A 12,868-nucleotide genomic window follows, 5' to 3' on the forward strand; every position below is an offset into this window, starting at 1 on the left:
TGCGGCGGGCGCCGCCGGTGGCCGACCGGGCTCCCACCGGGGCCCGGCCGAGCCGGATCGGGGCCGCTCAGGGCTGGGGCATGATGACGTCGCGCACCAGGGCGTCCAGGTCGGCGTCTGCCTGGAGGAACCCGCGCAGGGTGCGGCGGGTGGCACCGAAGGAGTCGAACTCCTCGGGCGTCATGCCGTCGGGCTCGTAGGCGCGCACGAACTCGGGGATGGACAGGAGCGTCTCCATGATCTCGGGGGCGACGGGCTCGTCGATGCGCTCGACGACCTTGTAGCCGGAGTCGTTGATGAGCTTCTGCCAGGCGAAGGGCGGGGAGACGACCAGGTCGCCGCCGACCAGCTCGGACCACTGCAGCACGTTGCGGAAGGCGGCCGACAGAACGCGGGCGCGCAGGCCACGGGCCTGGAACTCCTGGTAGGCGCGCTTGAGGGCGGCCACGCCGCCCCACTCCAAGTGGCCGGGGTCGAGGAAGAGCTTGTCCCGCTTGGCCACGATCTTGAGCCAGTCGTCCAGGCGGCCACCCATGAGAGTGACGACCGGCCCCATGGTGGAGACGTCCTTGCCCTCGGCCTCGCGGCGCTTGAGACCGCGCTCGATGGCCTCACCGGTGGCCACGGCCTGGGGCACCGAGAAGGAGACCGTCACGTTGACCGACACGCCCCGGTAGGTGGCGTCCTCGATGGCCTTGACGCCCACGGAGGTGGCGGGGATCTTGACGATGATGTTCTTGGCCAGGTTCGAGAACTCCTCGGCCTGGTCGGCCAGGGCCTTGGCGCTGCGGGCCAGCCGCGGGTCGGTCTGCATGGACAGACGGCCGTTGCGCCCCTTGTGCTCCTCGAAGATGGGCTCGAGCAGCTTGGCGGCCTCGATGCTCATCTCACGCACGACCTGCCAGCCGATCTCGGACTCGGTGGCCTCGGGCATCTCCTCGGCGAGCTCGGTGATGCGGGGGAGCCACACCTCCTTGCGCTGGTTGATGCAGGTGTAGGCGATGGTGGGGTTGCAGGTGGCGCCCACGCCACCGAAGGAGATCGACTGGCGCAGCTCGTCGGGGTCGGCCGAGTCGTTCCACAGCGCGGTGGGCGTGTTGCGAGCAGCGTCGAGAAGGGGGCCGGCAGTGTATTCGATACTCATCTGTTCTGTGCTCTCTTTCGGGTTCGTCCGCGCAGGCGTCCTTGCAGCCGCGGTCCGGTAGCCCCTATTGAAGTGTGTCCGACGTCGTCTGTCAACAAATTGTCAGGACAAAGATTTCTGGGAGGGGTGCACGGTGCCGCCACCGGCGGGAGAGCTAGCTCGAGAACAGGGAGGTTTCGAAGGTGTAGCGCGAGGCGCGGTAGATGTGCTGGCCGTACTCAATGACGCGACCCGACTGGTCGTAAGTGGTGCGGGTGGCGGTCAGCAGGGCGGCGCGACGACGCTCGTTGAGCAGGTCTGCCTCGCGGGTGGTGGCGTTGCGGGCGCCGATGACCTGCTTGGCGGTGGTGGGAATGATGTCCTGGGCGCGCAGGAGGTCGTAGAGCCCTCCGGCCTCCAGCTCCTCGAGGGTGGGGGCGATGGAGGCCGGTATGAGGTTGGACAGGACCGCGATCGGCTCGCCGTCGGCGCAGCGGATACGGGTGCAGGAGATGACGGCGGTGCCCTCCTCCACCTCGAGGTGCTCGGCGTCCTCGGCGTCGGCCTCGTGCTCGGTGTAGTCCAGGACGGTGGTGGAGGTCGTGTGGCCGGCCGCGGACAGGTCCGACAGGAGGCTGGTCAGCTGCATCGGCCGGTGTACGTGCATGGGGGAGACGATCGTGCCCACGCCCCGACGGCGCTTGACCAGGCCGCGGTCCACCAGGTGCTGGAGGGCCTGACGTGCCGTGGGGCGGGAGACCTCCAGGCGCTTGGCCATGGAGAGCTCATCCTCAAGCCGGGTGCCGGCAGGCAGTGTGCCATCGAGGATGAGTGAGGCCAAAGGCTCGGAAATTTGCGTGTGCAGCGGCGTCTTGGAGCCGCGGTCGATCGTGATGTCAAGGGCAAAAGGGGGTGCTGAATCGGACATGAGATAAGCCTGTGCGTCAGACGTGATAATGCCTTGAGCATACGGATGGCGCGCGCCGATGTCACGCACCGTCGTCATGATGGCTGTGGTGGGGGCGGCTGTCGCCGTCGTCGTCGTCGGGTCTGCCGGGGGAGTGTCGTGCGGCAGGTGAGGTCCGGCTGATCTCAGGATTATCTGACGTCAAATGTTCTGACAAATGCTTGACCTGGAGTCTCTCTGTGAGGCAGGCTTCGCAGTGACGCCTGGCGCAGGCCCCACTCCTGGAGTCCTGCGGGCCCCAAGGATGTGGAGACGCGATCACCGTGACGACAGCAACGACTGCAACCAGCGAGACGACCCGAGCGGCTGTGCCCGAGATGCGGTCCGGGAATCAGGAACCGCTTGACGTCCTGACCATCGGACGTTGCGGTATTGACATCTACCCGCTCCAGGTCGGTGTGGGCCTGGAGGACGTGGAGAGTTTCGGTAAGTTCCTCGGAGGCAGTCCCACCAACGTGGCCGTGGCCGTCGCCCGCTACGGGCACAGCTCCGCTGTCGTCACCGGCGTGGGCAACGACCCCTTCGGGCGCTTCGTGCACACCGAGATGCGCCGTCTGGGAGTTGACGATCGCCATGTCGTCACCAAGGCCGCCTACAACACCCCGGTCACCTTCTGCGAGATCTTCCCGCCGGACAACTTTCCCCTCTACTTCTACCGCGAGCCCTCGGCCCCCGACCTGGAGCTGAGCTGGGAGGACCTGCCGCTCGACGCCATTCGCGACGCCTCCATCTTCTGGATCTCGGTGACCGGACTGAGCAAGGAGCCCTCGCGCTCGGCCCATCACGCGGCCCTGGGGGCCCGCGACCGGCGGCGCTTCACCATCGCCGACCTCGACTACCGCCCCATGTTCTGGAAGGACGAGGAGACCGCTCACCGCGAGGTCTCCAAGATCCTGCCCAAGGTCACCGTCGCCATCGGTAACCGTGAGGAGTGCGAGGTCGCTGTCGGCGAGCGCGACCCCGAGCGCGCCGCCGACGCCCTCCTGGAGGCCGGTGTCGAGCTGGCCATCGTCAAGCAGGGGCGGGAGGGGACACTGGCCAAGACCCGCGACGAGCGGGTGGAGATGCCCGTGACCTCGGTGACCACGAAGAACGGCCTGGGCGCCGGGGACGCCTTCGGCGGGGCCATCTGCCACGGACTGCTGTCGGGCTGGTCGCTGGAGAAGACCATCTTCGCCGCCTCCACCGCCGGAGCCATCGTCTCCTCGCGCCTGGAGTGCTCCACTGCCATGCCCACCGAGCCTGAGCTGCTCGAGCTCATGCGCGCCCGCCGCGACGAGGTCGCCCCGGGGCTGACGGACCTGTGAGGAGACCCCGATGAGCACGACCCCCACTCCCTCCGCCTCCGGCGGCGGTCCCAGGCCACTGACGGACGCTGTCACCGAGATCCGAGCCACCGACCCCGGCCGTATCGGGCGGGTACTTGCCCAGCGCCCCCGCGCCGACCTGGCCGGGGCCGGACGCCTCATGGTCATCGCCTGCGACCACCCCGCCCGCGGGGCCCTGGGAGCTGGCGAGCGGCCTCTGGCGATGGCCGACCGCGAGGACCTCCTCCAGCGCTGCGTGGCGGCGCTGTCTCGCCCCGGTGTCAACGGCTTCCTCGGAACCGCTGAGATCATCGAGGACCTGGCGCTCCTGGGCGCTCTGGACGGCAAGCTCGTGTGGGGCTCGATGAACCGGATCGGCCTCCAGGGCTCCTCCTTCGAGATGGACGATCGCTTCGGCGCCTATGACGCCGAGGGCATCGAGGCCTCACACCTCGATGGCGGCAAGATGCTCACCCGCATCAACTACGCCGACCCGGCCAGCGCCGCGACCTTGAAGGCCAGCGCCAAGGCCATCGACTCTCTGTCCGCACGGGGGCTGAACGCCATGATCGAGCCCTTCATCTCCCGGTGGGAGGACGGACGCATCGTCAACGACCTCAGCGAGCAGGCGGTCATCCGCTCCATCTGCATCGCCCAGGCGCTGGGACGCAGCTCGGCCCGCACCTGGCTCAAGCTGCCCTGCGTGAGCGAGCCCGCCTCAATGCGGCGGGTCATGGCCTCCACCTCCCTGCCCAGCCTCATTCTGGGCGGCGAGGTCTCAGCCGACCCCGAGGCCATTCGGGCATCCTGGGCCGCGGCCCTCGAGCTGCCCAACGTCAGGGGGCTGGTCGTGGGCCGCTCCCTGCTGTACCCCCGCAACGACGACGTCGAGGCCGCCGTCGACGCCGCCGTCGCCCTGCTGTGAGCGCCTGACGCACCCGCACGCGGACCGCCGCCCCGGCCCGCAGCCACCGTCAATCGGCCCCGGCCGGGCCGCACATACGAGACAATCCGCACGAGTACCACCCAGGAGCCAAAGGAGCACCGCCATGGGTCACACCCACCGCCCCGACCAGCCCGAGACGTCGGGCAACTCCCGCTACGTCATCCGCGCCGGCGATCTCGCCCACGACAGCTACGAGCTCGACCTCACCCCCGAACGGGCCGGCTGGGAGTGGTCCTCCCTGCGAGTGGTGGCACTCGCCCCCGGAGGCAGCCTGACCGTGCCCGCTGGCGAGCACGAGTACCTCGTCCTGCCCCTGTCGGGAGGCTGCAGCGTCCAGGCCGGCGGCGAGCGCTTCGAGGTCGCTGGACGTGACTCGGTCTTCACCGACATCACCGACTACGTCTACGTACCCCGCCGCACCGAGGTGACCCTCACCAGTGCCGGTGGCGCCCGCATCGCCCTGCCCGGCTCCAAGGCGACCACCGACAAGCCGCTGCGCTACTGCCCGCGCTCCGAGGTCGGCACCGGCCTGCGCGGCGCCGGCCCCTCCTCGCGTCAGGTCAACAACTACGCCCTGGGCAACGACGTCGAGACCTCGCACCTGCTGGCCTGCGAGGTCCTCACCCCCGGGGGCAACTGGTCCTCCTACCCGCCCCACAAGCACGACGAGCACTCCGAGGTCGAGCGGGTTCTTGAGGAGATCTACTACTACGAGGTCCGCTCCGGCGAGGGCGATGCCGAGGGCTTCGCGCTCCAGCGCATCTACCCCTCACCCGGCCACGACATCGACGTGTGCACCGAGGTTCGCGGCGGCGACGTCGTCGTCATGCCCTACGGGTACCACGGGCCCTCCGTGGCCGCCCCCGGCTACGACCTCTACTACCTCAACGTCATGGCCGGCCCCGCCGAGGACTCCGTGTGGCTCATGACCGACGACCCCCACCACACCTGGGTGCGCCAGACCTGGGAGGGGCAGGAGGTCGACCCGCGCCTGCCCATGACCCCCATGAACGACTAGCCGCTCCGCCGTATCGCCCCCATCACAACCCGAGAAGAGCAGAGAAGAAAAACGATGAGCAACGAAGCCTACGCCGGCACGATCCGCCTGACGGTTGCGCAGGCCACCATCCGTTTCCTGTCCAACCAGTACTCCGAGCGCGACGGCGTCGAGCAGCGCCTCATCGCCGGAGCCTTCGGTATCTTCGGCCACGGCAACGTGGCCGGCATCGGTCAGGCCCTCCTGCAGAACGAGATCGCCCGCGCCGACGGCGAGCAGGAGATGCCCTACATCATGCCCCGCAACGAGCAGGGGCAGGTGCACGCGGCCGCCGCCTTCGCCAAGACCACCAACCGCCTCCAGACCTACATGTGCACGGCCTCCATCGGCCCGGGCTCCCTCAACATGGTCACCGGTGCAGCCCTGGCCACCACCAACCGCCTGCCGGTGCTGCTGTTCCCCTCCGACCAGTTCGCCACCCGCGTTCCCGACCCCGTGCTTCAGCAGCTGGAGGACCCCACCAGCCTGGATGTCTCGGTCAATGACGCCTTCAGGCCCGTCTCGCGCTTCTTCGACCGCATCAACCGCCCCGAGCAGCTCATCCCCTCGCTCCTGAACGCCATGCGCGTGCTCACCGACCCCGCCGAGACCGGTGCGGTCACCATCGCCATGCCCCAGGACGTCCAGGCCGAGGCCTTCGACTGGCCCGTGGAGTTCTTCCGCAAGCGCGTGTGGCACGTGCGCCGCCCGGTGCCCGAGCCCGCCGCGCTGGAACGTGCCGTCGCGCTCATCAAGGCCGCCAAGCGGCCCCTCATCATCGCCGGCGGAGGCACCATCTACGCCGGTGCCAGTGAGGAGCTGCGTGCCCTGGCCACCGCCACCGGCATCCCGGTGGGCGACACCCAGGCCGGCAAGGGCGCCATCAACTTCGACCACCCCAGCGCCGTGGGCGGCGTGGGCTCCACCGGGTGCGACTCCGGCAACCACATCGCCGACAAGGCCGACCTCATCATCGGCGTGGGCACCCGCTACTCCGACTTCACCACCGCCTCCAAGACGCAGTTCAAGAACCCCGACGTGAAGTTCGTGAACATCAACGTCGCCCCCTTCGACGCCGCCAAGGAGAGCGCCGAGATGGTCGTGGCCGACGCCCGCGAGGCCCTGGCCGCCCTGACCGAGGCGCTCGCGGACTACCGCGTTGAGGCGGCCTACTCCGATGAGATCACCGCGGAGAAGGAGGCCTGGCTCAAGGCCACCGAGCGCTGCTACCACCTGGACCACGGGCCCCTGCCCGCCCAGACCGAGGTCTTCGGCGCGCTCAACGAGCTCATGGGCGAGGAGGACGTGGTCATCAACGCCGCCGGCTCCATGCCCGGCGACCTCCAGGCCCTGTGGCAGGCCCGCAGCCCGCTGCAGTACCACGTGGAGTACGCCTTCTCCTGCATGGGCTACGAGGTGCCCGCCGCGATGGGTGTCAAGCTCGCCCGGCCCGACGCCGAGGTGGTCTCCATCGTGGGTGACGGCACCTACCAGATGCTTCCCATGGAGTTGGCCACCGTGGTCCAGGAGAACATCAAGGTCATCTACGTCCTGCTGCAGAACTACGGCTTCTGCTCCATCGGGGCCCTGTCGGAGTCCCGCGGCTCCCAGCGCTTCGGCACCAAGTACCGCCAGCGCGGCGAGGGCAGCCACCTGGCCGACGAGCAGGTCATCGACGGCGTCGACATCGCCGCCAACGCACGCTCCTGGGGGCTGGACGTCCTCGAGGTCCACACCATCGAGGAGTTCAAGGAGGCCTACCGCAAGGCCGAGGCCTCCGAGCGTCCCACGATGATCCACATCGAGACCGACCTCTACGGCCCCAACCCGCCCGGGTCGAGCTGGTGGGACGTCCCGGTCTCGGGTGTCTCCGCCCTGGAGTCCACCCAGCGCGCCTATGAGGACTACCAGCGCGACCGCAAGCCCCAGCGTCACTACCTGTAAGCCACTACCTGGAGGGATCGCAGGTAGGACGCGGAACGGCGCGCAGCTCCTGCGCCAACCGCGACGGCGGGGTCCACGGCGGTCAAGGCCGTGGATCCCGTCGTCTGCCCTGGTCCGTGTACGTGGGCCTTTGGCGTGGGCACTCGCGGCGTCGTCGGGGACGCAGGGGAGACCCGGGAAGATCACGATGTGGTCAACGCCCCCATTATGTTCTGACAAAATGACGTCATCCGCCGTCTAGGACGTTAGGCTGGGGGCACATGCAAGGCGCTGGGCGCCCGGCCGGTCCGCCTCTGAGACCTTGGTCGGGGTTGTGTCCGGTCGACCCCATAGGCGGGGACGGGCCCGCGAAACCGACAATCAGGAGTCGATAACGATGAGAACGATTGCGCACTGGATCGATGGAAAGCCGTATGAGGGCACTCCGATCGGCCGCTTCGCCGTCGAGAACCCTGGAACCGGTGAGGTTGAGGCAGAGCTGCTTCAGGCCTCCGACGCCGACCTCGACCACGCCGTCGAGGTCGCCCGCCGTGCCCAGAAGGAGTGGGCCAAGGTCTCGCTGGCCAAGCGCACGGCGATCATGTTCCGAATGCGTCAGCTGGTCCTGGACCACCAGGACGAGATGGCCAGGATGATCGTGGCCGAGCACGGCAAGAACTACTCCGACGCGGTCGGCGAGATCCAGCGCGGCCGCGAGACCCTTGACTTCGCCACCGCCATCAACGTGGCTCTCAAGGGCGAGTACTCCTCCGACATCTCCACCGGCGTGGACATCCACACCCTGCGCCAGCCGGTCGGCGTCGTCGCCGGCATCTGCCCCTTCAACTTCCCGGCCATGGTGCCCATGTGGATGCACCCCGTCGCCATCGCCACCGGCAACGCCTTCATCCTCAAGCCGGCCTCGGCCACGCCCTCGGCGGCGCTGCTGACGGCCGAGCTCTACAAGGAGGCCGGTCTGCCCGACGGCGTCTTCAACGTCGTCTCCGGCAACCGCACCATGGTCTCCAAGGTCCTCGAGCATCCCGGCATCGACGCGATCTCCTTCGTGGGCTCCACCCCGGTGGCTCACATCGTCCAGAACACCGGCGTCACCCACGGCAAGCGCGTCCAGGCCCTGGGCGGGGCGAACAACCACGCGATCGTCATGCCCGACTCCGACCTGGACTTCGCCGCCCAGCACATCTCCGCCGCCGCCTTCGGGGCCGCCGGCGAGCGCTGCATGGCCCTGCCCGTCGTCGTGGCCGTGGGCGGCTGCGGCCCGGACCTGGCCCGCCGCGTCAAGGCTCACGCCGAGAAGATCAAGGTCGGCTACGGCATGGATGAGGGCGTCGAGATGGGCCCGGTCATCGATGCCAAGTCCAAGGAGTTCATCACCGGCCTCATCGACGACGCCGAGTCCCGCGGCGCCGAGATCGTCCTCGATGGCCGCCCGCTGGTGATTCCCGGTCACGAGAAGGGCCACTTCCTCGGCCCGACCATCGTGGACAACGTCCCCCTGGAGTCCTCGCTCTACACCGAGGAGGTCTTCGGACCGGTGCTCGCGATCGTCCACGCCGACACCTACGAGGAGGCCATCAAGCAGGTCAACTCCTCGCCCTTCGGAAACGGTGCGGCCATCTTCACCAACGACGGCGGCGTGGCCCGCCGCTTCGAGCTCGACGTCGAGGCCGGCATGGTCGGCATCAACGTGCCGATCCCGACGCCGGTGGCCTACTACTCCTTCGGCGGCTGGAAGGAGTCGCTCCTGGGCGACACCCACATCCACGGCCCCGAGGGCGTGCGGTTCTACACCCGTGCCAAGGCGGTCACCAGCCGCTGGCCCTCGGAGAAGACCTACTCCGCGACCATGTCCTTCCAGCGCGAGGAGTAAGCGCGGCCGCTCCGCCACCCACCGTCGCGGACGCACCATAGGCCTCAAAGACTGATCCTGCAGGATGAGTCCGCGAGCCCTACGGTGCGTCCGCGTGCTCGTGTTGGGGACTGCGATTCGTGCTGGGGACGTACTTTCATGCAGGACGGCGACAACCTGACCGCAGTCATCCTGGACAAAACGCAGTCGTCATGCGAAAGGTACGTCCCCAATCGGAGTCGGCGCAGTGCGTCCTGGGGGCGGAAGGAGGGGGGCTCCGAGGCTCCGGCGAGTGGTGGGGTCGCCAAAGATCAGACGTCTTTGTTAGTACAAAGCCCTAGATTCTTGGTCGGCGGGAGAGTACAGTGGATGTCACATCCGAAACGATTCGGAGAACGCCTCACGAAGGAGACAACGATGTCCAAAGCCGTCAACACCAACGACCCCAAGTACTCCAAGCTCACCATCGGTGTCTGCCCCGACCAGTGGGGCGTCTGGTTCCCCGAGGACCCCAAGCAGATGGACCCCCGTCAGGCCTGGGAGGAGATGGCCGAGGCCGGCTTCGAGGTCATCGAGACCGGCCCCTTCGGCTACTTCCCGACCGACCCCAAGGAGCTCCAGAAGTGGTGTGACGAGTTCGGTATGAGGGTGGTCGCCGGTACCGGCTGGGGCATCCTGCACAAGCAGGAGGCCTGGGAGACCACGCTCAAGACCTTCCGCGCCATCGCCGAGACCCACGCCGCCGTCGGCGCCGAGTACATCGTCCACCTGCCCCCGCTCTATCGGGACGACAAGACCTGGGAGTGGACCGACGACCGCGTCCTGTCCGACGACGCCTGGAAGCTCTACGTCGAGCATGCCAACGCCCTGGGGCAGATGCTCCTGGACGAGTACGGCCTCAAGATGGTCCTCCACCCCCACGGCGACTCCCACATCGAGACCCCCGAGGAGATCGCCCGCATCTTCGACGCCACCGACCCGACCTACGTCAACCTGTGTCTGGACTCCGGGCACGTCGTCTACGGCGGCGGCGACCCGGTCGAGCTGTGTCGGAAGTACCCCGAGCGCATCACCTACGTCCACATCAAGGCCTTCGACGAGGACATCACCCGCGAGGCCCACGAGAAGGACTGGCCCTTCGGCGAGGCCGTCACCAAGGGCGCCTCGGTCTGCCCGCCCGCCGGCCTGCCCGAGATGCACGAGTTCGTCGACGCCCTGGCGGCCCTGGACAAGCCGATCTACGCGATCTGCGAGCAGGACTGCTACCCCTGCGACCCCTCCTTCCCCAAGCAGAATGCCATCAACATGCGCAAGTACTTGGCCGAGTGCGGCCTGGGACTGGCCTGAGACGCTTCAGTCGTCCGGTATGCCACTGATTCATCACTGACTCACCACTGACACCACCTCAACGAGGAGACAGATCATGACTGTACGCATCGGACTCATCGGCGCCGGCGGCATGGGTCGTGCCCACGTCGAGCGCATTGAGAACGAGCTGGCCGGCGGCAGGATCGTCGCCGTGGCCGACCTCAATCTCGAGGGCGCCAGGGCCGTGGCCGAGCCCCTGGGGGCCAAGGCCTACGGCAGCGGGGCTGAGCTCATCGCCGACCCCGACGTCGACGCCGTCCTCATCGCCACCTTCGGCAAGGTTCATGCCCCCGACGTCATCGCCGCCATCGAGGCCGGCAAGTACGTTCTATGTGAGAAGCCCCTGGCCACCACGTCCGAGGACTGCATCGCCATCATCGAGGCTGAGCAGAAGGCCGGCAAGAAGCTCGTCACCGTGGGCTTCATGCGCCGCTTCGACGCCGCCTACAACGAGATGAAGAAGGTCCTCGACGACGGCGAGAACGGCCAGGCCCTCCTGGTTCACAACCGTCACCGCAACCCCACCGTGCCGGAGTCCTACACCTCCCGCATGGCCATCGACGACACGGCGATCCACGAGATCGACACGATGCGCTGGCTCCTGGGTGAGGAGATCGTCAAGGTGCGCGTCGAGCGCCCCAAGTCGACCACTCACCGCTTCGACCACCTCATCGACCCGGTCGTCGTCGTGATGTACACCGAGTCCGGCGTGCGCATCGATGACGAGGTCAACGTCAACCTGCAGTACGCCTACTCCATCGAGTGCGAGCTCGTGCTCGAGACCGCCGCGGTGCGGCTGGGCGACCAGGAGCGGATCCACATCCGCGATATCCACGGCAACCGCAACGCCATGTGCCAGTCGCACATCGACCGTTTCGAGGACGCCTTCAACCGTGAGGTGCAGGAGTGGATCAATGCCGTGGCCCGCGATGATCACACCGGCTCGACCTCCTGGGACGGCTACGCGGCCACCTCCGTGGTCGACGCGGCGGTCGCCTCGCTGGAGGACGAGTCCTCGCCGATGGTCGACGTCAAGCTCATCGCCAAGCCCGCCTTCTACTCCTGACAAGCCCCCGTCGTCGTCCTCTCCGATGTAGTCGGCTGCCGGTGCGTTCGCGATTGCTGCGTGTTCGCCAGTGCCCCAGTGGCCTCATCTGGTGGACGACGACGGGTTCCACCCGCCGCGTTCGTCCTGGGAGGTGTCCGTCCCCGCCTCCCAGGATGACGACTTTTCGGCGGTAGGACGGCATGAGTCTGCGACGCCGTCGAAGGATTTAAAAATACTGGCCTCAACTACTTCCCACGACGCTATTGTCATGACATTATGGGGGTGTCGACACGGCTGTCGGCGCCCGAGAGGAGACCTCCTTGGTAGACATCGCCCTTGATCCGAACATGTACTACCGCACCATGCCCACGGTGCGTACGCTCTACAAGGCCGCAGAGCTGGGCTTCGAGTACGTTGAGCTCTCACCCAACGCGGACTTCCACTTCTGGCACCACCGCCCCGCCGCCGACGACGCTTTTGTCGCCGAGCTCAATAAGGCCCAGAAGGAGACGGGCGTCAAGGTGCGCACTCTCAATCCCGTCTTCAACTGGTCCTCGCCCGACGAGGAGGAACGGCGCGCCCAGGTGTCCAACTGGCGCCGTCTGCTCGAGCTCGCCGACCAGATCGACGTCCGGGAGATCACCTCGGAGTTCTCCGGGGACCGCAACCAGGCCCGCCGCAGCGAGGAACAGTGGTTCCGCTCCATCGAGGAGCTCATCCCCGACTTCGAGCGCTACGGCATCCGGCTCAACATGGAGGCCCACCCCTACGATTTCGTCGAGCTGCACGATCCGGCCCTGGGGCTGGTGCGCGCGGTCAACAAGGACTGGATCGGCTACGAGTTCTGCTGCCCGCACGCCTTCCACCTCTCCGACGGCGCCGGCGACGTCGAGCGTATGATCCGCACCGCCCACGAGGCCGGCAAGCTGCGCGAGGTCCACATCGCCGACGGCTTCAACCACCGTGCCAACGACGGCAACCGGTACATCGTCAACCCGCCCGGCGCCGACGTTACCGTCCACCAGCACAACGAGGTCGGCAACGGCGAGGTCGACTGGGACGCCGTCTTCTCCACGCTGCGTGACATCGGTTTCGACGGCGTGCTCTCCGTCTGCGTCTTCGGCTGGCACGAGCACGCCGACGACATCAATCGCCGAGTGCTGGCCCGGCTGACCGAGGAGCTGGGCGCCTGAGCCCTGGTGGGGTCGGTCGCCCTGTGAGCTGCGAGGCGACTGACTCGCGTCCCGTCCTCTGAGAGCCCTGAATCCGACACTTCCATT

The 12,868-nt window shown here is 67.6% G+C and carries 10 protein-coding genes; 8 read left to right on the forward strand and 2 right to left on the reverse strand.

Annotated elements, in window-relative coordinates:
* Window positions 1–67: 67 nt before the first annotated feature.
* Window positions 68–1,144, reverse strand: a complete 1,077-nt coding sequence (locus BQ8008_RS01540) for a transaldolase family protein (protein ID WP_108832505.1) — start codon at window positions 1,142–1,144, stop codon at window positions 68–70.
* A gap of 154 nt (window positions 1,145–1,298) precedes the next feature.
* Window positions 1,299–2,051: a GntR family transcriptional regulator gene (locus BQ8008_RS01545; RefSeq protein ID WP_108832506.1), complete on the reverse strand. Its 753-nt coding sequence runs from the start codon at window positions 2,049–2,051 to the stop codon at window positions 1,299–1,301.
* A 302-nt stretch (window positions 2,052–2,353) separates the two neighbouring features.
* Here BQ8008_RS01545 and iolC point away from each other — a divergent pair, with 302 nt between their 5' ends.
* The 8 genes from iolC (at window position 2,354) to BQ8008_RS01585 (ending at window position 12,781) form a co-directional block, all read left to right on the forward strand.
* Window positions 2,354–3,397, forward strand: a complete 1,044-nt coding sequence (gene iolC, locus BQ8008_RS01550; RefSeq protein ID WP_108832507.1) for a 5-dehydro-2-deoxygluconokinase — start codon at window positions 2,354–2,356, stop codon at window positions 3,395–3,397.
* A 10-nt stretch (window positions 3,398–3,407) separates the two neighbouring features.
* Window positions 3,408–4,322 carry a Cgl0159 family (beta/alpha)8-fold protein gene (locus tag BQ8008_RS01555; RefSeq protein WP_108832508.1) on the forward strand — a complete coding sequence of 305 codons (915 nt, stop codon included), beginning with the start codon at window positions 3,408–3,410 and terminating at the stop codon, window positions 4,320–4,322.
* 124 nt (window positions 4,323–4,446) lie between these two features.
* Window positions 4,447–5,361, forward strand: a complete 915-nt coding sequence (gene iolB / locus BQ8008_RS01560; protein WP_108832509.1) for a 5-deoxy-glucuronate isomerase — start codon at window positions 4,447–4,449, stop codon at window positions 5,359–5,361.
* 54 nt (window positions 5,362–5,415) lie between these two features.
* Window positions 5,416–7,323: a 3D-(3,5/4)-trihydroxycyclohexane-1,2-dione acylhydrolase (decyclizing) gene (iolD, locus tag BQ8008_RS01565; protein ID WP_108832510.1), complete on the forward strand. Its 1,908-nt coding sequence runs from the start codon at window positions 5,416–5,418 to the stop codon at window positions 7,321–7,323.
* A 376-nt stretch (window positions 7,324–7,699) separates the two neighbouring features.
* Complete coding sequence (locus tag BQ8008_RS01570) at window positions 7,700–9,193, forward strand: CoA-acylating methylmalonate-semialdehyde dehydrogenase (RefSeq protein ID WP_108832511.1); 1,494 nt, start codon at window positions 7,700–7,702, stop codon at window positions 9,191–9,193.
* A gap of 396 nt (window positions 9,194–9,589) precedes the next feature.
* Window positions 9,590–10,519, forward strand: coding sequence for a sugar phosphate isomerase/epimerase family protein (locus BQ8008_RS01575; protein WP_021609704.1), 930 nt, complete (start codon window positions 9,590–9,592; stop codon window positions 10,517–10,519).
* Window positions 10,520–10,595: 76 nt separating this feature from the next.
* On the forward strand, window positions 10,596–11,606 hold the full coding sequence (locus BQ8008_RS01580) for a Gfo/Idh/MocA family protein (RefSeq protein WP_108832512.1): 1,011 nt from the start codon (window positions 10,596–10,598) through the stop codon (window positions 11,604–11,606).
* 302 nt (window positions 11,607–11,908) lie between these two features.
* Complete coding sequence (locus BQ8008_RS01585) at window positions 11,909–12,781, forward strand: sugar phosphate isomerase/epimerase family protein (protein WP_108832513.1); 873 nt, start codon at window positions 11,909–11,911, stop codon at window positions 12,779–12,781.
* The last annotated feature ends 87 nt before the right edge of the window (window positions 12,782–12,868 follow it).

The sequence above is a fragment of the Actinomyces sp. Marseille-P3109 genome (assembly GCF_900323545.1).
Classification (GTDB): domain Bacteria; phylum Actinomycetota; class Actinomycetes; order Actinomycetales; family Actinomycetaceae; genus Actinomyces.

Bases quoted from the DNA above. Each gene is read 5' to 3' on its own strand.
- BQ8008_RS01540 (WP_108832505.1), bottom strand. From the start codon at position 1,144: ATGAGTATCGAATACACTGCCGGCCCCCTTCTCGACGCTGCTCGCAAC.
- BQ8008_RS01545 (WP_108832506.1), bottom strand. From the start codon at position 2,051: ATGTCCGATTCAGCACCCCCTTTTGCCCTTGACATCACGATCGACCGC.
- BQ8008_RS01555 (WP_108832508.1), top strand. From the start codon at position 3,408: ATGAGCACGACCCCCACTCCCTCCGCCTCCGGCGGCGGTCCCAGGCCA.
- iolB (WP_108832509.1), top strand. From the start codon at position 4,447: ATGGGTCACACCCACCGCCCCGACCAGCCCGAGACGTCGGGCAACTCC.
- iolD (WP_108832510.1), top strand. From the start codon at position 5,416: ATGAGCAACGAAGCCTACGCCGGCACGATCCGCCTGACGGTTGCGCAG.
- BQ8008_RS01570 (WP_108832511.1), top strand. From the start codon at position 7,700: ATGAGAACGATTGCGCACTGGATCGATGGAAAGCCGTATGAGGGCACT.
- BQ8008_RS01575 (WP_021609704.1), top strand. From the start codon at position 9,590: ATGTCCAAAGCCGTCAACACCAACGACCCCAAGTACTCCAAGCTCACC.
- BQ8008_RS01580 (WP_108832512.1), top strand. From the start codon at position 10,596: ATGACTGTACGCATCGGACTCATCGGCGCCGGCGGCATGGGTCGTGCC.